At 72.3% G+C, this 21,069-nt stretch carries 16 protein-coding genes; 15 read left to right on the top strand and 1 reads right to left on the bottom strand.

Translation table 11 applies throughout. The features are described 5' to 3' along the window. Positions 1-28: 28 nt before the first annotated feature. The 4 genes from ACK8GG_RS15730 to ACK8GG_RS15715 all read left to right on the top strand — a co-directional run bounded on the left by ACK8GG_RS15730 (position 29) and on the right by ACK8GG_RS15715 (position 5,208). The gene (locus tag ACK8GG_RS15730) at positions 29-1,363 is read left to right on the top strand and encodes an ABC transporter substrate-binding protein (protein ID WP_440351583.1); all 1,335 of its coding nucleotides are present in this window, start codon (positions 29-31) and stop codon (positions 1,361-1,363) included. Positions 1,364-1,435: 72 nt separating this feature from the next. Further along, positions 1,436-2,452, top strand: a complete 1,017-nt coding sequence (locus ACK8GG_RS15725; protein WP_440356664.1) for a carbohydrate ABC transporter permease — start codon at positions 1,436-1,438, stop codon at positions 2,450-2,452. A 1-nt stretch (position 2,453) separates the two neighbouring features. Continuing rightward, positions 2,454-3,419, top strand: coding sequence for a carbohydrate ABC transporter permease (locus ACK8GG_RS15720; protein ID WP_440355146.1), 966 nt, complete (start codon positions 2,454-2,456; stop codon positions 3,417-3,419). Between the two features lie 100 nt (positions 3,420-3,519). Next, positions 3,520-5,208, top strand: coding sequence for a glycoside hydrolase family 13 protein (locus ACK8GG_RS15715; RefSeq protein ID WP_440356663.1), 1,689 nt, complete (start codon positions 3,520-3,522; stop codon positions 5,206-5,208). Positions 5,209-5,264: 56 nt separating this feature from the next. On the opposite strand, the gene ACK8GG_RS15710 is transcribed toward ACK8GG_RS15715, so the two are convergent. Further along, positions 5,265-5,882, bottom strand: a complete 618-nt coding sequence (locus ACK8GG_RS15710) for an acyltransferase (RefSeq protein WP_440356662.1) — start codon at positions 5,880-5,882, stop codon at positions 5,265-5,267. A 305-nt stretch (positions 5,883-6,187) separates the two neighbouring features. Between ACK8GG_RS15710 and ACK8GG_RS15705 the strand changes: the two genes are divergently transcribed. The 11 genes from ACK8GG_RS15705 to ACK8GG_RS15655 all read left to right on the top strand — a co-directional run bounded on the left by ACK8GG_RS15705 (position 6,188) and on the right by ACK8GG_RS15655 (position 21,065). Then, positions 6,188-7,276 carry a Gfo/Idh/MocA family protein gene (locus ACK8GG_RS15705; protein WP_440356661.1) on the top strand — a complete coding sequence of 363 codons (1,089 nt, stop codon included), beginning with the start codon at positions 6,188-6,190 and terminating at the stop codon, positions 7,274-7,276. Then, positions 7,273-8,247: an NAD-dependent epimerase/dehydratase family protein gene (locus ACK8GG_RS15700; protein WP_440356660.1), complete on the top strand. Its 975-nt coding sequence runs from the start codon at positions 7,273-7,275 to the stop codon at positions 8,245-8,247. The genes ACK8GG_RS15705 and ACK8GG_RS15700 overlap by 4 nt, the downstream gene beginning before the upstream one ends. After that, positions 8,244-9,377 carry a DegT/DnrJ/EryC1/StrS family aminotransferase gene (locus ACK8GG_RS15695; protein ID WP_440355141.1) on the top strand — a complete coding sequence of 378 codons (1,134 nt, stop codon included), beginning with the start codon at positions 8,244-8,246 and terminating at the stop codon, positions 9,375-9,377. Before ACK8GG_RS15700 ends, ACK8GG_RS15695 begins: the two co-directional genes overlap by 4 nt. Then, positions 9,374-10,090 carry a NeuD/PglB/VioB family sugar acetyltransferase gene (locus ACK8GG_RS15690; RefSeq protein WP_440355140.1) on the top strand — a complete coding sequence of 239 codons (717 nt, stop codon included), beginning with the start codon at positions 9,374-9,376 and terminating at the stop codon, positions 10,088-10,090. The genes ACK8GG_RS15695 and ACK8GG_RS15690 overlap by 4 nt, the downstream gene beginning before the upstream one ends. Positions 10,091-10,092: 2 nt before the next feature. Continuing rightward, the gene (locus ACK8GG_RS15685) at positions 10,093-11,283 is read left to right on the top strand and encodes a DegT/DnrJ/EryC1/StrS family aminotransferase (RefSeq protein ID WP_440356659.1); all 1,191 of its coding nucleotides are present in this window, start codon (positions 10,093-10,095) and stop codon (positions 11,281-11,283) included. A 12-nt stretch (positions 11,284-11,295) separates the two neighbouring features. Beyond that, positions 11,296-12,840 (top strand): O-antigen ligase family protein, encoded by a 1,545-nt coding sequence (locus ACK8GG_RS15680; RefSeq protein WP_440356658.1) that lies wholly within the window; start codon positions 11,296-11,298, stop codon positions 12,838-12,840. Beyond that, a complete protein-coding gene (locus ACK8GG_RS15675; protein WP_440355137.1) occupies positions 12,840-13,673 on the top strand; it encodes a Wzz/FepE/Etk N-terminal domain-containing protein in 834 nt (277 codons plus the stop codon). The genes ACK8GG_RS15680 and ACK8GG_RS15675 overlap by 1 nt, the downstream gene beginning before the upstream one ends. Before the next feature lie 201 nt (positions 13,674-13,874). Then, positions 13,875-17,042: a N,N-dimethylformamidase beta subunit family domain-containing protein gene (locus ACK8GG_RS15670; protein WP_440356657.1), complete on the top strand. Its 3,168-nt coding sequence runs from the start codon at positions 13,875-13,877 to the stop codon at positions 17,040-17,042. 122 nt (positions 17,043-17,164) lie between these two features. Continuing rightward, positions 17,165-18,397, top strand: a complete 1,233-nt coding sequence (locus ACK8GG_RS15665) for a glycosyltransferase (protein WP_440356656.1) — start codon at positions 17,165-17,167, stop codon at positions 18,395-18,397. Further along, the gene (locus tag ACK8GG_RS15660) at positions 18,388-19,839 is read left to right on the top strand and encodes an oligosaccharide flippase family protein (RefSeq protein WP_440356655.1); all 1,452 of its coding nucleotides are present in this window, start codon (positions 18,388-18,390) and stop codon (positions 19,837-19,839) included. The genes ACK8GG_RS15665 and ACK8GG_RS15660 overlap by 10 nt, the downstream gene beginning before the upstream one ends. Before the next feature lie 11 nt (positions 19,840-19,850). Beyond that, complete coding sequence (locus ACK8GG_RS15655) at positions 19,851-21,065, top strand: rhamnosyltransferase WsaF family glycosyltransferase (RefSeq protein WP_440355133.1); 1,215 nt, start codon at positions 19,851-19,853, stop codon at positions 21,063-21,065. The last annotated feature ends 4 nt before the right edge of the window (positions 21,066-21,069 follow it).

The following is a 21,069-nucleotide window of genomic DNA, read 5'->3' as shown; positions in this document are numbered from 1 at the left end:
GAGGCGCCGTACGGAAGGAGCAAACCCCGTGGGATTCTCCAGCAGACGACCGGCCCTGGCGATCGCCGCCGCCGTGGGGCTGGTGCTGAGCGCCGCCGCGTGCGGCACTGACGACAGCGGCGGAAAATCGACGGCCGACTGCGGCGCGTACGAGCAGTACGAGGGACACGACGGAACGAGTGTCGAGATCTACTCCTCGATCCGGGAGATCGAGGACGAGCGGCTCCAGCAGTCCTGGGAAGAATTCGAGGAGTGCACCGGCATCGACATCGAGCACGAAGGCAGCGGCGAGTTCGAGGCGCAGCTGCCAGTGCGGGTCGACGGTGGGAACGCTCCCGACATCGCGTTCATCCCGCAGCCCGGCCTGATCCAGCGCTTCGCCGCTTCCGGCAAGGCCAAGCCGGTCTCCGCCGACACCAAGACGATGGCCGAGGCCAACTACACCGCCGACTGGCTGCGCTACGGATCGGTCGACGGCACCCTCTACGGCGCGCCGCTGGGTTCCAACGTGAAGTCCTTCGTCTGGTACTCGCCGACGATGTTCGCCGAGAAGGGCTGGCAGGTCCCGAAGAGCTGGGACGAGCTGCTGAAGCTCAGCGACACCATCGCCGCCGACGGCACCAAGCCCTGGTGTGTCGGCATCGAGTCCGGTGACGCCACCGGCTGGCCGATGACCGACTGGGTCGAGGACATGGTGCTGCGCGTGGCCTCTCCCGAGGTCTACGACCAGTGGGTCAACCACGAGATCGCCTTCAACGACCCGCGCATCGCCGAGTCGCTGGACCAGGCCGGCCGCATCCTCAAGAACGAGAAGTACGTCAACGGCGGCTTCGGCGGCGTGAAGAGCATCTCCACCACCTCCTTCCAGGAGGCCGGCGTGCCGATCACGCAGGGCAAGTGCGCGCTGCACCGGCAGGCGTCCTTCTACGCCAACCAGTGGCCGGAGAACACCAAGGTCGCCGAGGACGGCGACGTCTTCGCCTTCTACTTCCCGGCGGTCGACCCGAGCAAGGGTGAGCCGGTCCTCGGCGGCGGCGAGTTCGTCGTCGCGTTCGCCGACCGTCCCGAGGTGCAGGCGGTGCAGACGTACCTCGCCTCCGGCCTGCACGCCAACAGCCGCGCGAAGATCGGCGACTGGGTCTCGGCGAACAAGGAGCTCGACACTGCCAACGTCGCGAACCCGATCGACCGCCTCTCGGTGGAGATCCTCCAGAACCCGCAGACGGTCTTCCGCTTCGACGCCTCGGACGTGATGCCCGCGTCCGTCGGCGCCGGCACCTTCTGGCGCGGCATGGTCGACTGGGTCAACGGCAATGACACCAAGGGCGTTCTCGACGGCATCGAGAGCAGCTGGCCGAAGTGATCCACGCTGCCGGTCCGGCCTGGTGGGGCCGGGCCGGACCGGCAGCCGGCTCCTTGTGACTGGAGAACGCACATGAACTTCGACCTGGCCCGGGAGTCCGACAAACTCCTCATGCTGCTCTACGGGCTGATCGCCTTCGTGGTGGCCGTCGGCGGCCTGATCCTGCTCTTGGAGGTTGTGCCGTCCTGGCTGGAGAAGCGCCGCATCGCCCGGCGCAGGCCAGGGAAGCGCACGGAGGGCAGGCTGGCCCTGTTCTTCCTGCTGCCGGCGCTGCTGATGGTCGGGATCGGCCTGGTGGTGCCGGCGGTCCGCACCACCGGCCTCTCCTTCATGGACGCCGGCTCCGACTCCTGGGTGGGGCTGGCGAACTACCACTGGATGTTCGCCCAGGACGACATCCGGCGGGTCCTGCTCAACACCATGACCTGGGTGGTGCTGGTGCCGCTGAGCGCCACCGTCATCGGGCTGCTCTACGCGGTGCTGGTGGACCGGGCCCGCTTCGAGTCGATCGCGAAATCACTGATCTTCATGCCGATGGCGATCTCGTTCGTCGGCGCCAGCATCATCTGGAAGTTCGTCTACGCCTTCCGCGGTGAGGGCGAGGAGCAGATCGGCCTGCTCAACCAGATCGTCGTGACGTTCGGCGGAGAACCGAGGCAGTGGCTGCTCGACCCGCCACTGAACACCCTGCTGCTGATCGTGATCATGGTCTGGATCCAGGCCGGCTTCGCGATGGTGATCCTCTCCGCCGCGATCAAGGCGATCCCCGGAGACATCGTCGAAGCCGCCCGGCTCGACGGCGTCAACGCGTGGCAGATGTTCGCCCGGGTGACCCTGCCGAGTATCCGGCCCGCGCTGATCGTCGTGGTGGTGACCATCTCGATCGCCACCCTGAAGGTCTTCGACATCGTGCGCACCTCCACCAACGGCCATTACGACACCAGCGTCATCGCCAACGAGATGTACCTCCACGCCTTCCCCTACGGCGAGACCGGAAAGGGCTCCGCACTCGCCGTCTTCCTCTTCGTCCTGGTGATCCCGATCGTGATCTACCAGATCCGCAACCTGCGTCAGCAGCGGGAGGGCTGAGATGACCACCACCACTCCCCCGGTGCCGGTTTCCGTCGCCGACCCCAAGCGGCCGCCCACCGTCGCCGGCCGGGTCCGCAAACGACTCACCAGCCGGACCGCCACCGCCGTCTCCATCGTCATCGCGATGATCTGGACGGTGCCCACCTTCGGGCTCTTCGTCTCCTCGCTACGGCCCGAGGACGAGATCAAGTCCAACGGCTGGTGGAACGTCTTCACCGACCCGCAGTTCACCCTCGCCAACTACCAGGATGTGCTCTTCGGCCGTACCGCCTCCTCGGGGCAGCTCGCCGGGTTCTTCATCAACTCGCTGGTGATCACCATTCCGTCGGTGCTCTTCCCACTGGCCTTCGCGGCGCTGGCGGCGTACGCGCTCTCCTGGATGAACTTCCGCGGCCGGGACTGGATCTACATCGGGATCTTCGCCCTGCAGATCGTGCCGTTGCAGATGGCCCTGGTGCCGCTGCTGCGCTTCTTCTCCACCGGCGTCACCGTCGCCGGGGTCCAGGTGCTGCCCGCCTGGGATCTCACCGCCGAGGAACGCTTCGTGCAGGTCTGGTTCGCCCACACCTGCTTCGCGCTGCCGCTGGCGGTCTTCCTGCTGCACAACTTCATGTCCCAGCTCCCCAAGGACCTGATGGAGGCCGCCCGGGTCGACGGGGCCGGGCACGCGCGCATCTTCCGCAGCGTCGTGCTGCCGCTGACAGTGCCGGCGCTCGCCGCGTTCGGGATCTTCCAGTTCCTCTGGGTCTGGAACGACCTGCTGGTCGCGCTGATCTTCGCCGGCGGCGGGCGGCAGACCGCCCCGCTGACCGTACGGCTGGCGGAGATGGCCGGCAGCAGAGGCAGCGAATGGCAGCGGCTCACCGCCGGCGCCTTCGTCTCCATGATCGTGCCGTTGATCGTCTTCCTCTCTCTGCAGCGCTACTTCGTGCGGGGTCTGCTCGCAGGTAGCGTCAAGGGCTGAACAGGCGCCACCCGGGGCCAGTGAGCGCCCCGGGTGGCACAGCCCACGAGTGAACCGTCACCGCAACGGGCACGAAGACCGGTGACGAGGCACGCGACCCATGGGGAGACGACGACCGGTGCAGAGCCAGCCCAGCGACCAGGCGGTCCCCGCCGCCGCAGCCGACAACTGGTGGCGGCAGGCGGTGATCTACCAGATCTATCCGCGCTCCTTCGCCGACTCCGACGGCGACGGCATCGGTGACCTGCCCGGCATCACCGCCCGCCTGGAGCACCTCACCGAACTCGGGGTGGACGCGCTCTGGCTCTCCCCCTTCTACCCGTCGCCGCAGGCCGACGCCGGCTACGACGTCGCCGACTACCGGGGCGTGGACCCGATCTTCGGGGAGCTCTCCGACGCGTACGCGCTGATCGAGTCGGCACACCGGCGCGGGCTGAGGGTCATCGTCGACCTGGTGCCGAACCACACCTCGTCGGCGCACCCGTGGTTCGCCGCGGCGCTCGCCGCCGGGCCGGGCAGCCCGGAGCGGGCCCGCTACATCTTCCGCGACGGGCGTGGCCCCGGCGGCGACGAGCCGCCGAACGATTGGCAGAGCGTCTTCGGCGGCCCGGCCTGGAGCCGCGTCACCGAGCCCGACGGCTCACCCGGCCAGTGGTACCTGCACCTGTTCGATCCGGCCCAGCCCGACCTGAACTGGGACAACGACGAGGTGCGCGCCGAGTTCCTGGACATCCTGCGGACCTGGCTGGAGCGGGGCGTGGACGGCTTCCGCGTCGACGTCGCGCACGGCCTGGTCAAGCAGGCCGACCTGGCCGACTGGCACTACCCGCAGGAGACCCTCTCCGGCGGCACCGACCAGCGCCGCCCGCCGATGTGGGACCAGGAGGGCGTGCACGAGATCTACCGGAGCTGGCGGGCACTGCTGGACACCTACCCCGGCGGCAAGATCCTCGTCGCCGAGGCGTGGGTGCAGCCGGCCGAGCGGCTCGCCGCCTACACCCGTCCCGACGAGATGCACCAGGCCTTCAACTTCGAATACCTCCAGGCCTCCTGGACCGCCGCCGACCAGTACGCGGTGATCGACCGCTCGCTGGCCGCCGCCGACTCGGTCGGCGCGACCCCGACCTGGGTGCTCTCCAACCACGACGTGGTCCGGCACGCCTCCCGGCTCGGCCTGCCCGTCGGCACCCCCCGCCCCAACGGCATCGGCATCGGCGACCCGCAGCCGGACGTCCAGCTCGGCCTGCGCCGGGCCCGCGCGGCGAGCCTGCTGATGCTGGCGCTGCCCGGTTCGGCCTACCTCTACCAGGGCGAGGAGCTGGGGCTGCCGGAGCACCTGCGGCTGCCCGACGAGGCCCGCCAGGACCCCACCTGGGAGCGGAGCGGCCACACCGAACGCGGCCGCGACGGCGCCCGGGTGCCGATCCCGTGGGAGGCCGACGCCCCCTCGTACGGCTTCGGGCCGACCGATGCGAGCTGGCTGCCGCAGCCGGGGGTCTGGGCCGAGTTCGCGCTCGACCGGCAGCGCGACGTGCCCGGCTCGACGTACGAGATGTACCGGACGGCGCTGCGACTGCGGCGCGCCCTGGGGCTGGGCAGTGGCACCGTGGAGTGGCTGGAGTCCGGGGACGAGGTGCTCTTCTTCCGCAACGGGCCGGTCCGGGTGCTGACGAACTTCGGGGCGGAGGCGGTGCCGCTGCCCGAGGGGGCGGAGCTGCTGCACGCCAGCGGGCCGCTCGACACCGACGGCAACGTGCCGACCGACGTCACGGTCTGGCTGCGCGACTGACCGGCCGCCCGCCTGACCGGCCGCCTGACTGACCGGCTGCCTGACCGGCTTGTCGCTCAGGTGGGCAGTTCCGTCAGGCGGCCGTTCTCCTCGCGGTAGCCGGCGCCGGTGCGCGGGCAGACGTACCGGCCGTCGCCCTTGGCGGTCAGCGGCTCCCCCGCCCGGCCGACCCAGCCGACCTGCCGGGCGGGCACCCCGCGCACCAGCGCGAAGTCCGGTACGTCGCGGGTGACCACCGCGCCGGCGGCGACCAGTGCCCAGCGGCCGATCCGTACCGGCGCAACGCAGACCGCGCGGGCACCGATCGCCGCGCCCTCGCCGACCGTGACCCCCACGGCGGTCCAGTCCTCGCCGGACTTGAGCCGGCCTTCGGGGGTGACCGCCCGGGGGAACTCGTCGTTGGTCAGCACCACCGCCGGGCCGATGAAGACACCGTCGGCGAGGACCGCCGGCTCGTACACCAGGGCGTGGTTCTGCACCTTGACGTTGTCGCCGAGCCGCACTCCGGGCCCGATGTAGGCCCCCCGGCCGATGACGCAGTCGCGCCCGACCACCGCCTCCTCGCGGACCTGCGCAAGGTGCCAGATGCGCGTGCCGGGTCCGATCTCGGCGCGGTCGTCCACGTCGGCCGACTCCGCCACCTGCACGGACGAAACCACCGGACCTGCGGTCATGCCACATCCCCTCTCACGCGCGCCCAACGCGCGGGGCATCGCCACGCTAACGACGCGCCGGCGGCGCGGGTGTCGGACGGGCGACTTCGCGGGGTATCTCGGTCGATCGGAGCAGGTAGGGGACCGAACGGACCGTTCCACACCCGGGGCCTGCTGGAAATCTGACACAGCGCTAGCAGGCGTTGACTTTACGTCGGTAGCTTGCCGAACGGACCGCCCGCAACGGGCGCTGCCACTCCCCCCTCTGACGCCGTCCGGTCCCGTCACCCGGCCCACATCACCTCGTCAGGTAAGGAACCCATTCGGTGAACGCACCTGCTGCTGCCCGGGAACCGATCGGTGTCGCCGTCATCGGCGCCGGCTACTGGGGCCCCAACCTCGTGCGCAACTTCCAGGCCACGCCGCAGTTCCGGCTGCACTGGCTCTGCGACCTCGACGTCGCCCGCGCGCAGCGGGTCCTCGGCGGATACTCCACCGTGCAGGTCACCGCCGACCTGGACACGGTCCTCGCCGACGAGCGGGTCAGCGCGGTGGCGATCGCCACCCCCGCCGGCACCCACCTGCCGATCGCCATGGCCGCGCTGCGCGCCGGCAAACACGTGCTGGTGGAGAAGCCCCTCGCCGCCGGGCTGGAGCAGGGCCGGCAGCTGATCGACGAGGCGCAGCGGCGCGGGCTGTCGCTGATGTGCGACCACACCTACTGCTACACCCCGGCGGTGCTGCGGATCCGGGAGATCCTGCACGGCAACGAACTCGGCGAGGTGCACTATCTCGACTCGGTCCGGATCAACCTGGGCCTGGTCCAGCGGGACATCGACGTGCTCTGGGACCTCGCCCCGCACGACCTGTCGATCCTCGACTTCGTCCTGCCGCCGGAGGTCCGGCCGGTCTCGGTCGCCGCGCACGGCGCAGACGGCATCGGCGCGGGCCGGGCCTGCGTGGCGTACCTGACGCTGCGGATGAACACCGGCGCCATCGCGCACATCCACGTCAACTGGCTCTCCCCGGTCAAGGTCCGCACCACCATCATCGGTGGCGCCAAGCGCACGCTGGTCTGGGACGACCTGAACCCCAGCCAGCGGCTGGCCGTCTTCGACCGCGGAGTCGACGTGGCCGCACCGGACGAGCTCGACGACGACCAGCGGCGCGACATGCTCGTGTCGTACCGCTCCGGGGACATGGTCGCGCCGGCACTGACCGAGCGCGAGGCGCTGCGCACCATGGTCGAGGAGTTCGCCCGGTCGATCCGTACCGGGACGCCCGCCCTGACCGACGGGCACGCCGGCCTGCGGGTGCTGCAGATCCTGGAGGCGGCCACCCGCAGCCTCGCCGCCGGGGGCGCCTCGGTCGACCTGACCAACCTGGACCTGGCGTACGTGAAGGAGACGGCATGAGCGCGGTACCGATCGAGGGCGCCCGCGCTCTGGTCACCGGCGGCGCGGGCACCATCGGCTCGCACGTGGTGGACGAGCTGGTCCGCGGCGGCGCCGCCGAGATCGTGGTGCTGGACAACTTCGTCCGCGGCCGGCGCGACAACCTCGCCTGGGCGCTGGAGCACGGCCCGGTGCGGCTGGTCACCGGCGACATCCGGGACGCGGCCCTGGTGCACGAGCAGACCCGCGGCAAGGACCTGGTCTTCCACCTCGCGGCCATCCGGATCACCCAGTGCGCGCAGGAGCCCCGGCTGGCCAACGAGGTGCTCGTCGACGGCACCTTCAACGTGCTCGAGGCGGCCGCCGCCGCGGGCGTACGGAAGGTGATCGCCTCGTCGTCGGCCTCGGTCTACGGGCTGGCCGAGCAGTTCCCGACGCCGGAGTCGCACCACCCCTACGACAACGACACCTTCTACGGTGCGGCCAAGGCGTTCAACGAGGCGATGCTGCGCAGCTTCCACGCCATGTCCGGGCTGGACTACGTGGCGCTGCGCTACTTCAACGTCTACGGCCCGCGGATGGACGTCCACGGCCTCTACACCGAGGTGCTGATCCGCTGGATGGAGCGGATCGCGAACGGCGTGGCGCCACTGATCCTCGGCGACGGACTGCAGACCATGGACTTCGTGCACGTTGCCGACATCGCCCGCGCCAACATCCTGGCCGCCCGCGCCGACGTCACCGACGAGGTCTTCAACATCGCCAGCGGCACCGAGACCTCCCTGGTGGAGCTCGCGGCCGCGCTCGGCGAGGTGATGAAGTCCGACCTGGCCCCGGTGCACGGCCCGGCGCGCGCCGTCAACGGCGTCACCCGCCGGCTCGCCGACACCTCCGCGGCCGCGCAGCGCCTCGGTTTCCGCAGCGAGATCGGGCTACGCGACGGGCTGACCGGGCTCGTCGAGTGGTGGCGGGCGCAGGGAGCAGCCGCGTGATCCCGGTGATGGTGCCGATGCTCGGCGAGGAGGAGGCGCAGGCCGCCGCCGAGGCGGTCCGCTCCGGCTGGGTCGCCCAGGGCCCGCGGGTCGCCCGCTTCGAGGAGGCATTCGCCGCCGCGGTGGGCGCCGGGCACGGCGTCGCCGTCAGCTCCTGCACCACCGCGCTGCACCTGGCCCTGGTGGTGCACGGCGTCGGCCCCGGCGACGAGGTGATCGTCCCGTCGCTCTCCTTCATCGCCACTGCCAACGCGGTCCGCTACGTCGGGGCCACCCCGGTCTTCGCCGACGTGGACCTCGCCGGCGGCAACCTGACCGTGGAGACCGTCGACGCGGTGCGCTCCGGCGCCACCCGCGCGGTGATCGCCGTGCACCAGGGCGGGGTCCCCTTCGACACGGTCGCGCTGCGCAAAGCCGCCGAGGGCTGGGGGCTGGCGTTGATCGAGGACGCGGCCTGCGCGGCCGGCTCCACCGCGTACGGCGCTCCCGCCGGGGCGGGCGCGGCGATCGCCGCCTGGTCGTTCCACCCCCGCAAGGTCATCACCACCGGCGAGGGGGGCATGCTCACCCTCGACGACCCGGAGCTGGCCGGACGGCTGCGCCGGCTGCGCGAGCACGGCATGAACGTCTCCGCCGCCGCCCGTCACGCCAGCTCACGGCCGGTGCAGGAGTCCTACCTGGAGACCGCCTACAACTACCGGATGACCGACATCCAGGCCGCGATCGGCCTGGTGCAGCTCGGCCGCCTCCCCGCTCTGGTGGCGCAGCGCCGGGCCCTGGCCGCCCGCTACCAGGAGCTGCTCGCGGGGCTGCCGGGGCTGACCGCGGTGACCGACCCGCCGTACGGGCAGAGCAACCACCAGTCCTTCTGGGTACGGGTCGACCCGGAGTTCGGCGCGGGGCGGGACGCACTGCTCGACGCCCTCGCCGACGCGGGCATCTCGGCCCGGCGCGGCATCATGGCCGCGCACCTGGAGCCCGCGTACGCCGATCTGGCAGCCCGCACCGCACCGCTGCCGGTGACCGAGCGGCTGACCCGGGATTCGCTGATCCTGCCGCTGCACCACCGCCTCACCGGCGCCGACCAGGAGCGCATCGTCACCGTGCTGCGCGCGGCGGCCGGCCGGTGAGGGACCTGGTGATCGTCGGCGCCGGCGGCTTCGCCAGAGAGACCGCAGCCGCGGTCGCGGCGGTCAACACGATCGCCCCGACCTGGCGGCTGCACGGCTTCCTCGACGACGACCCGGCCCTGCACGGCGTGATCCGGTCCGGGCTGCCGGTGCTCGGCGGCACCGCGCTGCTGGCCGCCACCGGGCCGCTCGCGGAGGCCGCCGTGATCGTCTGTGTCGGCAACCCCGGCAACTTCGCCGCCCGGGAACGCATCGTGGGCCGGCTGGCCCTGCCCGAACGGCGTTACGCCACCGTGCTGCACCCCACCGTCGAGGTGGGCGCCGGCAGCCGGGTCGGCCCCGGCTCGGTGCTGCTGGCCGGCACGGTCCTCACCGCCGACGTCACCGTCGGCGCGCACGTCGCGGTGATGCCGCAGGTGGTGCTCACCCACGACGACGTCGTCGGCGACTTCGCCACCCTCGCCGCCGGGGTCCGGGCCGGTGGCGCGGTGCGCGTCGAGACCGGCGCGTACGTCGGGTCCGGGGCGCTGCTGCGCGAGCGGGTCCGCATCGGCGCGGGTGCCCTGGTCGGCATCGGCGCCACCGTCCTGCACGACGTGCCGCCCGGCGAGGTGTGGGCCGGCAACCCGGCACGCCGGCTGCGCGCTGTCACACCCGTACCCGTTCGGCATCCGCCCGCCGGCGTGCCCGTCGGCGCCGCAGTGAAGGAGTGAGCATGGCTTCCGTTCCCCTGGTGGACCTCGCCGCCGCCCACGCGGAGGTGGCCGAGGAGGTCGAGGCCGGCTTCGCGCGGGTCATCGCCGGCACGGCCTTCGTCGGCGGAGCGGAGGTGGCGGCCTTCGAGCAGGAGTACGCCCGGTTCAGCCGGGTGCGGCACTGCGTCGGCGTCGCCAACGGCACCGACGCCCTGGAGCTGGCGCTGCGCGCGGTCGGGGTCGGCCCCGGCAGCGAGGTGATCCTGCCGGCTAACACCTTCATCGCCACCGCCGAGGCGGTCGCCCGGGCCGGCGCCCGGCCGGTGCTGGTCGACTGCGATCCGCACACCCACCTGATCGACGTCGACGCCGCGCTGGCCGCGGTGACCCCGGCGACCCGGGCGGTCGTGCCGGTGCACCTCTACGGTCAGCTCGCCCCGGTGGAGCGGCTGTGGGCCGGGCTGACCGGCAGCGGCATCGCCGTCGTCGAGGACGCCGCCCAGTGCCAGGGAGCGACCCGGCACGGGCACGCCGCCGGTGTCGGCGGGATCGCCGCCACCAGCTTCTACCCGGGCAAGAACCTCGGCGCGTACGGCGACGCGGGGGCTGTGGTCACCGACGACGCCGCGATCGCCACGGCGGTCCGGACGCTCGGCAGCCACGGCGGCCTGACCAAGTACGTCCACGACGTGATCGGCATGAACAGCCGTCTCGACGCCCTCCAGGCGGTGGTGCTGCGCGCAAAGCTCGCCCGGCTGGCCGAGGGCAACGACCGGCGGCGGGCGGCGGCGGCCCGCTACGACACGCTGCTGGCCGACACCGAGGTGATCCGTCCGGTGACATTGCCGGGCAACGTGCACGTCTGGCACATCTACTGTGTCCGGATCCCCGGTGGCCCCGCCCGGCGGGACCGGGTGCTGGCCGAGCTCAACGACGCCGGAATCGGCGCGGGCGTCCACTATCCGGTGCCGGTGCACCTGACCGGCGCCTTCGCCGGACTCGGGTACGCCCCGGGCGCCTTCCCGCACGCCGAGCGCGCCGCCGGCGAGCTGCTGTCACTGCCGATCCATCCGCAGCTCACCGCAGCGCAGCAGGAGACGGTGGTCGAGGCGCTGACGACCGCGCTGGCCCGCTCGGCCGGGGCGGCACCCGCCGCGGTGGCCGCCCCGCGCCGCTCCCCCGCGCGGCTGCCGGTCGGCAGTCAGGGCTGATCCGGCGATCGGATGACCGAACCGCCCGGCGCCTCCGCCCCCGGCCCCCGGCGTCACCGCGCCGCCGGGGCCGGCGGGCTGTGGCGGCGTCCCGCCACTGACGGTGGGCGAGGGCGGCGGGCCGCCTTCGATGGTGAGCGAGGGCGGCGGGCCGCCTTCGACGGCGTGCGAGGGCGGCCTGCCGCCACCGGCAGCGGGTGGTGGCGGACCGGTCCGGAGCACCCGCTGCCCGCGCCGAGCGTGCACCCGGAGGGGTCCCGGCAGGCGGCGTTCGTGCTGCAGGTCTTCATCCTGACCGTCTTCCTCTTCCCCTCCGACACGGTGATCCGGGTGATCGGCGCGCAGGGCTACGTCGCGGGGATCACCGCGATCGTGCTCTTCCTGGCCTGGGCGGTCACCGCGATCCTCGGCTTCCACGATCCGGTGCACACCCGCTACCCCGTACGCGGGGCGCTGGGTTTCTTCTGGATCGCGTCGCTGCTGTCGTACGCGATGATGCCCTTCTACGCCCCGGACGCGACGCAGCGGTTGAGCGCCGACCGCTGGGTGATGCTCCTGATCGGCATGTCCGGGGTGATCCTGATGTCCGCCGAGCACCTGCGGAGCTGGCCGGACATCCTGCGGGTGGTGCGGATGGTCGTCTGGGGCGGCGCCTTCTCCGGGTTCGTAGCGCTGTTCCAGTTCTGGTTCCGCTGGGATCTCAAGCCCTACCTGCGGATGCCGCTGGTCGGCTTCGAGCACGACGGCGCGTACAGCGGTTTCCAGGCCCGCGACGCGCTGATGCGGGTCTCGGGGACGGCCAACCACCCGATCGAACTGGGGGTGATCGCCGCGCTGATCCTGCCGCTGGCGCTCTGGCTGGCCTTCTACGACACCGCGCGCCGGCCGTTGCGCCGCTGGGCGCCGGCGGGGGTGATCGGCATGTGCATCCCGATGTCGGTCTCCCGGTCGGCGATCCTGTCGCTGGCCGTCGCGCTGGCGGTGCTGATTGTGCTGCTGCCGGTGGTGAACCGGGCGAAGATGCTCGCCTTTCTCCCGGTCGGGATCGTGGTCATCTTCGCCACCACCCCGGGCTACCTGCGCACGATCCTCGGTTCCTTCACCGGCGCCGGCACCGACCCGTCGATCACCAACCGGTTGAACAACTATCCCCGGGTCTGGGCGGCGGTCCAGGAGCGACCCTGGCTCGGGCAGGGCGGCGGCACGGACATCGCGCCGGACGCGACGAAGATCCTCGACAACCAGTACCTGAAGTCGGCGATCGAACTCGGCGGCGTCGGGCTGCTCGCGCTCTGCCTCTACTTCTTCGTGCCGGTCGTCGCGGCGCTGATCGCCCGCACCTGGTTCACCGAGGAGGCGCCCCGCGCCCTCTGCGCCGCGATCGGCGGCGCCTGCATGGCCGCGGGCGTCGGATCGTTTACCTTTGATGCCTTCTCCTTCGCCCAGTTCGCGGCCGTCCACGCGCTGGTGGTCGGCCTGAGCGGAACGCTCTGGCTCCATGCGCGACGCACCGATTCCCGACGCACTCCGACCCTGCCCCACGAAGTGAGCGCCTGATGGATCTGCTGGCTCTGTTCACCACCCTGCGTCGGCACAAGATGCTCGTGCTCGTCGTGCTGCTGCTCACCGCCGCCGCGGACGCCTACATCGCCTTCGGCATTCCGCCGCAGTACGAGTCGAAGGCGCAGTACGTGCTGATCAACCCGCCGGCGCCGCCGACCGACTCGCAGATCGCCCGCGATCCGAAGCTGGCAGACGTCAACACCAACAACCCGTTCCTGCGGCTGCCGAATCCCTCGGTGGTGGTGGACGTGGTCGCCCAGCGCGTCTCCGGTGACAACGTACGCCGGGAGCTGATCGCCCAGGGCGCCGACGAGGACTACCTGGTGGCCTCGACGAACGCCATCGGCTCCGGCACGGTCATCGACATCACCGGCACCGGCACCTCCGCCGCGCAGGCGAGCCGCACGTTGGAGCTGGTCTCCGAGCGGATCAAGGCGGAGCTCTACGCGATGCAGAAGGTCGACGGCGCCGACGACGAGTACCTCATCCAGGCGCTGCTGATCAACCCGCCGACGGATCCGCTGCGGAAGGTGACCAGCACCATCCGGTCGCTGATCGGTGTCACGGCGGCCGGGGCGGTGCTGCTCTTCGCGTTGCTGTCGATCACCGAGGCGCTGCGGGTGCGGCGGGTGCAGCCGATCTCCCCGGCGGCCCCGTCGCGCGCACCGGCCCCCGCGCAGCCGCAGCCGATGCAGCCGGCGCGACCGATGCCGCCGATGCCGCCGAATCCCCCGGGGCGCGCCAACGAGAACGACCTGACCATGCTGCTCCCCAAGCGGACCGAGGAGGAGATCGCCCGGGCCCGTGGCCAGCGACGGCGCAACTGACCACCGGCTGTCAGTCGGCGGGCCGTCCGTTCCGCTGTCGGATTCACGTCCGGTCACGTCCGATCAGGTGAGGCGCCCCCTCCGGCCGGTGCGCCGATCGACTGATCCGTTCGATTGTCCGTCGCCGATGGCGCTCCTAGCCTCGAGGAAGCCGACGCAGCAGGTGCATCGTGCGGCTCGTGCGACGAAGGGCAGCCACCGATGGCCGGATCCGCTCTGTCAGTCCCGTTGGAGACCGCGCTGCCGTCCCGGCCCCGGCGACCGGTACGACCGCTGATCGCCGTCGCCGCCGTCGTCATCGCCACCCTCGGCTGGGTGCCACCGGCGCCCGCCGCAGCGAACTGCTCGCCGAATCCGATCGTCTGCGAGAACAGCCGGCCGGGCACCCCGCCGGAGGTGTGGGACATCGACCGCGCCGGCGACGAGACCATCCAGGGCTACGCCACCGACATCAGCGTCAACATCGGCGGCAACATCGACTTCAAGATCGACACTACGGCGACGGCGTACACGATCGACCTGTACCGGCTCGGCTGGTACGGCGGCCTCGGTGCCCGCAAGGTCGACAGCGTGCCGGCCGCCGCCATCACCGCCCAGCAGCAGGACGACTGCTACATCGACCCGACAACCGAGATCTACGACTGCGGCAACTGGGCGTTCTCGGCCTCCTGGACCGTGCCGTCCACCGCCGTCTCCGGCGTCTACGTCGCCCGGCTCACCCGCACCGACGACGGCGGCGCCAGCCACATCACCTTCGTCGTCCGTGACGACAGCAGCACCTCGGCGGTGTTCTTCCAGACCTCGGACACCACCTGGCACGCGTACAACGACTTCGGCGGGTCGAACTTCTACCACGGCGGCGGCAACGGGCGGGCGTACAAGCTCAGCTACAACCGCCCCTTCGCCACCCGCAACGACAACTACGGGCGCGACTTCCTCTTCAGCAACGAATACCCGATGATCCGCTTCCTGGAACGCAACGGGTACGACGTCAGCTACACCAGCGGCGTCGACTCCGACCGGCGCGGACACCTGATCCGCAACCACGACCTCTTCCTCTCGATCGGGCACGACGAGTACTGGTCGGGCACCCAGCGCGCCAACGTCGAGGCGGCCCGCGACGCCGGCGTGCACCTGGCCTTCTTCGCCGGCAACGAGGTCTACTGGAAGACCCGCTGGGAGTCCGCGCAGGACGGCTCGGGCACCCCGTTCCGGACCATGGTCTGCTACAAGGAGAGCTGGGCGGACGCCAAGATCGACCCGTCGCAGGAGTGGACCGGCACCTGGCGCGACCCCCGATTCAGTCCGCCCGCCAACGGCGGACGCCCCGAGAACGCCCTCGTCGGCACCGCGTACATCGCCAACGACACCGACCTGGCCCTCCAGGTCCCCGCCGAGCAGGGCCGGTACCGGTTCTGGCGCGGCACCTCCGTCGCCGCGCTCACCCCCGGCCAGACCGCCACGCTCGCCCCGCACACCATCGGCTACGAGTCCAACGAGGACCTCGACAACGGCTTCCGGCCACCGGGGCTGATCCGGCTCTCCACCACCGTCGGCGCCACCCCCGAGTACCTGCGCGACTTCGGCCGGGAGGTCTCCCCCGGCCAGACCACCCACCACCTGACGCTCTACCGGGCCACCAGCGGGGCGCTGGTCTTCTCGGCCGGCACCATCCAGTGGGCCTGGGGGCTGGACAGCGTCCACGACGGCGTCCGCTCCCCCGCCGACCCGGCGATGCAGCAGGCGACCATGAACCTCTTCGCCGACATGGGAATCCTGCCCACCACCACCATGGCCGGGATGCAGACCCCGACGCCGAGCGGCGACAACCAGCCGCCGACGGTGCAGATCACCAGCCCGGCCGCGGGGGCCACCGTGGCCAGCGGCACCCCGGTCACCGTCACCGGCACCGCGACCGATGCCGGCGGCGGGCGGGTGGCGGCGGTGGAGGTCTCCACCGACGGCAGCACCTGGCGCCGCGCCGAGGGGACCACCGCGTGGTCGTACACCTTCCCCGCCACCGGCGCGGGCAGCACGACGATCCGGGTACGCGCCATCGACGACAGCGTCAACATCGCGCCCTCGCCGGCCACCCGGGTACTCGCCCTCACCGGGGCGACGAGTCTCTTCGGTGACCGCGCCCCGAAGATCGCCGCGGTCGACGACAGTGGCGCGTACCAGCTCGGCGTCCGCTTCACCCCGACCGCCGACGGCTACGTGACCGGCGTGCGCTTCCACAAGGGACCCGGCAACACCGGTACGCACACCGGCACCCTCTGGAGCAGCGGCGGCACCCGACTGGCGACCGGCACCTTCACCGGCGAGACGGCCGGCGGCTGGCAGACGATGACCTTCGACCAGCGGGTCCCGGTCAACGCCGGCACGACGTACGTCGCCTCGTACTTCGCACCGAACGGGCACTACTCGGCCGATCCGTACTTCTTCTCCTACCACGATCACGTCGCGCCGCCCCTGGTCGCACCGCGCGGCGACAACGGGGTGTACGCCGGCGGTGACAACTTCCCCCACCGCACCCACCAGAGCACCAACTACCACGTCGACGTGCTCTTCCTCGACCGCAACGTCATACCGCCGGCGATCCTGTCGGTCTCCCCGGCCCGCGGCACCGCCGGCGTCGCGCCCGCGGTGACACCGACGGTGACCTTCTCCAAGGCGGTCACCGCCGCCTCGGTTGTGCTGCAGCTGACCGGACCGGACGGCAACGTCCCAGGTCAGACCGCCTACAACCCGACCGCACGACGGGCCACCTTCACGCCCGCGCAGCCGCTCGCGGCAGGGCAGCGCTACACCATGACCGTGGCCGCCGCCGACACGCAGAACCAGCCGTTGGATCCGGCGCCGCCGTGGTCGTTCCGGACCGACCCGTACCCGGAGCTGGCGAAGCTCTTCCCGAACGACGCCCTGCCGGCGGTGACCGACAGCGGCGACACCGACGCGGTGACGCTCGGGGTCAAGTTCAGCCCCGCCACCGCCGGGTCCGTGGTCGGCATCCGGTACTACAAGTCCGCCGCGAACACCGGCACGCACACCGGCGGCCTCTGGACCGTGCACGGTGTACGCCTGGGCGAGGTCACCTTCGCCGACGAGGAGTCCGTCGGCTGGCAGACCGCCACCTTCGCCACCCCGATCGCCGTGCAGCCCGGCACCACCTACGTCGTCTCGTACCACGCCCCCCACGGGCGCTACGCGGTCGACACCCACTTCTTCGCCAACGACTGGACCCGGGGAGCACTGAGCGCCCCGGCCGGCGGCAACGGCCTCTACCGGTACGGCCCGGACGGCTTCCCGGCCAGCACCTTCGCCGACGCCAACTACTGGGTCGACGTGCTGCTGCGCCCATCCGGCTGACCAGGGCGCCTCCCGAGTCGGGATTCGGACCCCGGCGCGACCCCGATGGTGGTTGTGCCGGGGTGGCCCCGGACGGAAGCTGAGTTTCCCTGCCCGCGCCGACGATTCGGAGACCCGGAGAAATGCGGTTGCTCGTCGGTCTCCACCAGCTCGGGCTCGGCGGCAGCCAGCTCAACGCGCTGGATCTCGCCCGGGAGATGGCCCACCGCGGCCACCAGGTCGGCCTCCTCGGCGTACACGACGGCAGCGAACCGGGGCCGCTGGCGCAGCGCGGCCGGGAGCTGGGCCTGCCGGTCTGGACCGTCCGGCACCGGCGGGAACGCCCACGGCGGGGTGCGCCCTGCCGCCCGGCCGTCTCGGCCGCCCTCACCGCCGCGGTCCAGGCCCACCGCGCCGACCTGCTGCACGTCTACGAGTACCCGCTGATCCTGGACGCCTTCCACGGTCCGCACCGCCGGCTCGGCACCCCGCTGGCCACCACCGTGTACGCCATGGACGTGCCCCGCTGGCTGCCGGCCGACCCTCCGCTGGTGGTCGGCACGCAGGAGCTGGTCGAGCAGGCCGCCGCCTTCCGGCCGGCCCCCTGGCTGATCGAACCGCCCGTCGACACCGACGCCGACGATCCCGCGCGCGTCGACGGAGGGGCCTTCCGCGCCGCGTACGGCATCGGCGAGACCGATCTGGCGCTGGTGGTGGTCTCCCGGCTGGAGCCGGAGATGAAGGCGGAGGGGATCCGCCGGGCGATGGCGGCGCTGCCGCTGCTCGGCGACGACCGGCTGCGGCTGCTGATCGTCGGCGACGGCCCCTCGGCGGCGCGGCTGCGCGCGGAGGCCGCACAGGTCAACACGGCACTGGGGCGCGAGGCCGTGACACTCACCGGCGCGCTGGACGACCCCCGCCCGGCGTACGCGGCCGCCGACATCGCCCTCGGCATGGGCGGCTCGGCGCTGCGCGCGATGGCCTTCGCCCGGCCGCTGATCGCCCTCGGCACCGGCGGGTTCTCCCGGCCGGTCACGCCGCAGAGCACCGACTACTTCCTCCGCGCCGGCTTCTACGGCGTCGGCGACGGTGACCTGGCCGCCGCGCCGCTGGCCGCGCAGCTCGCCGGACTGACCGGCGACGCCGGGCTGCGGCAGCGGCTCGGGCAGTGGTCCCGGCAGTTCGTGCTCGACCGGTTCAGCCTCAAGACCGCCGCCGACACTCTCACCGAGGTCTACGCCGCAGCCCTCTCCGGCGCCCCCGGCGCCCTCCGACGGCACCGTAGCGCCCTGCGGATCGCCGCCCACCGCAGCGCCGCCGAGCTCGCGCCCGGGGGCCTGCGCCGGCGGATCCGGCAGGTGGCGCCGTGGCGGTGACCACCGGCGAGAAGCCCTCGCTCGGCGCCTCCGCCGGCCGCGCCCTCGGCTGGAGCTTCGCCAGCACGGTGCTGGCGAAGCTGAGCACCATCGGCATCGGCATCGCGCTGGCCCGGATCCTCGGCCCGCAGTCATTCGGCACCTTCGCCGTGGCGCTTGTGGCGCTGATGGCAGTGCTCAGCTTCAACGAACTCGGCGTCAGCCTGGCGATCGTGCGCTGGCCCGGCGACCCGCGGGAGATCGCGCCGACGGTGGTGACCCTCGCCGTCGGCTCCAGCGCCGTCATCTACGCCGGCTGCTGGTTCGCCGCCCCCTGGTTCGCCGCGGCGATGGGTGATCCGGCGGCGGCCGGCGTGGTGCGGGTGCTCGCGGTCAGCGTCATCATCAGCGGCCTGGTCGCCACCCCCGTCGGCATGCTGCAACGCAAGTTCCGGCAGGGCCACAAGATGGCCGCCGACCAGGTGACGACCTGGGTCAGCGCGCTGACCTCGATCGCCTGCGCCCTGGCCGGGCTCGGCGCGATGAGCCTGGCGATCGGGCAGCTCGCCGGCGCGGCGGCCGGGGCGGTGCTCTTCATCGCCTTCGAACCCGGCGCGGTGCGCCCCGGGTTCGACCGGGCGCGGGCCCGGGCGCTGCTGCGCTTCGGCCTGCCGCTGGCCGGTTCCAGCATCGTCGTCTTCGCCGCCACCAACGTCGACCGCCTCATCGTCGGGGCGCTGCTCGGGCCGGTGCCGCTCGGGCTCTACGTGCTCGCCTTCAACCTCTCCAGCTGGCCGGCGACCATCTTCTCGCTGCCGGTACGGGCGGTGGCCCCGGCGCTGCTGGCCCGGCTGCAGGCCGACCGGCGCGCCGTGCGAGCCGCCTTCCTCTCCGCGACGCGCCTGCTGGCGGCGGTGACGCTGCCCGCCTGCGTCCTGCTCGCCACCACCGCCGCGCCGCTGGTGCGCTTCGTCTACGGCGAGGTCTGGGCGCCGGCGGCCGGGGTGCTGGTCTGGCTGGCGCTGCTCGGCGCGCTGCGCATCCTCTTCGAACTCGTCTACGACTACTTCGTGGTGCTGGCCAACACCCGCGTCGTCTTCACCATCCAGCTGGTGTGGCTGCTGGCCCTGATCCCGGCGATCTGGTTCGGCACCAGCGCTGCCGGGGTGGCCGGCGCCGGCCTGGCGCAGTTCGCGGTCGGCCTGCTCGTGGTGCTCCCGATCTACCTGCGCGAACTGCACCGCACCGGGATCGGCCCCGCCGCCCTCGGCGCGCCGATGCTGCTGCCCGTCGCCGGAGCGGCAGCGGTGGCGGCGGCCGCCGCCCTGGCGGTGCGCACCGTCGACGGCGACCTCGCAATCCTCGCGGTCTCCGGGCTCGCCGGGCTCGCCGCCATCGCCTGGATGGGGCACCGGATGCGCCCCGCCCTGGCCGCCCTGCGTGACATCGAAGCACCCGGATGAATGGAGGGACCGTGTCGGTTACAGGTGACAGCCGCGCCCGGGAGGCGCTGCGGGTGCTGCGCGACCGCGGCCCGCGGGCCCTGGCGCAACGCGTCTCCCGCCTGGCCTACCAGCGCCTCGGCGCTGCCGAACTGGACTCCCCGCTGCGCCTGGACGACGTCGCGGACTCCCGTGGCCTGCGGCTCGCCGTCCCCGCCCGGCGACCGGCGCGCGGCACTCCACTGACGATCGGCTGGCTCTGCGCGCCGCCCGGCCCCGGCTCCGGCGGGCACACCACGCTCTTCCGGATGGTCGCCGCCGCCGAGCAGGCCGGCCACACCTGCGTGCTCTACCTCTACGACCCGCTCGGCAGCGACGTCCGCCGTCACGAGGAGCTGATCCGGCGCGGCTGGCCGGACGTACGGGCCGAGATCCGCTCGGCCGACGCGGGGCTGGCGCCGCTGGACGCGTACGTCGCCTCGGCCTGGCCGACCGCCCACCTGCTCGCCGCCCGGGCGGAGCTGCCCACCCGGCGGCTCTACTTCATCCAGGACTTCGAGCCCCTCTTCTACCCGGCGGGGGCGGAGTACGTGCTCGCCGAGGAGACGTACCGCTTCGGGTTCCGCGCCATCACCGTCGGTCCGATGCTCGCCGACCTGCTCCGGGACCGCTTCGCGGTACGCGCCGCGGTGGCGCACTTCGGCTGCGACCTCGGCACGTACCGGCTGACCGATCCGGGGCCGCGCAGCGGAGTCGTCTTCTACGCCAAGCGCGACACCGCCCGGCGCGGCTTCACCCTCGGCCTGGCGGCGCTGCGGGAGTTCCACCGGCGCCATCGGGCACAGGAGATCCACCTCTTCGGGGACGCGAGCGTGCGGGTGCCGTTCCCGGCGGTGAACCACGGCCGGATCACCCCGGCGGAGCTCGCCGCCCTCTACAACCGCTGCACCGCCGGGCTCACCCTGTCGTTCACCAACGTCTCCCTGGTCCCCGACGAGCTGCTGGCCTGCGGGGTGATCCCGGTGACCAACGAGGACCCGTACGCCCGCGGCGGTCTGGAGAATCCGCACGTCCGGTGGGCGGCGCCGACGCCGCACGGCCTGGCCGACGCGCTCAGTGCGATCGTCGACGGCGAGCGCGCGACACCGCAGGTGGTGGCGGCGAGCGTGCGCAGTCGCCCCTGGGACGACGCCCAGCGCACCACCGTGGCGACCATCGAGGACGAGGTGTACGGCCCAGCCGCCTGAAGCC

This window comes from Melissospora conviva (genome assembly GCF_049523535.1).
GTDB classification, from domain to species: Bacteria; Actinomycetota; Actinomycetes; order Mycobacteriales; family Micromonosporaceae; genus Melissospora; species Melissospora conviva.
The sequence above is the reverse complement of the archived record's forward strand: the minus strand, read 5'-3'. Positions and strand labels throughout refer to the sequence as shown.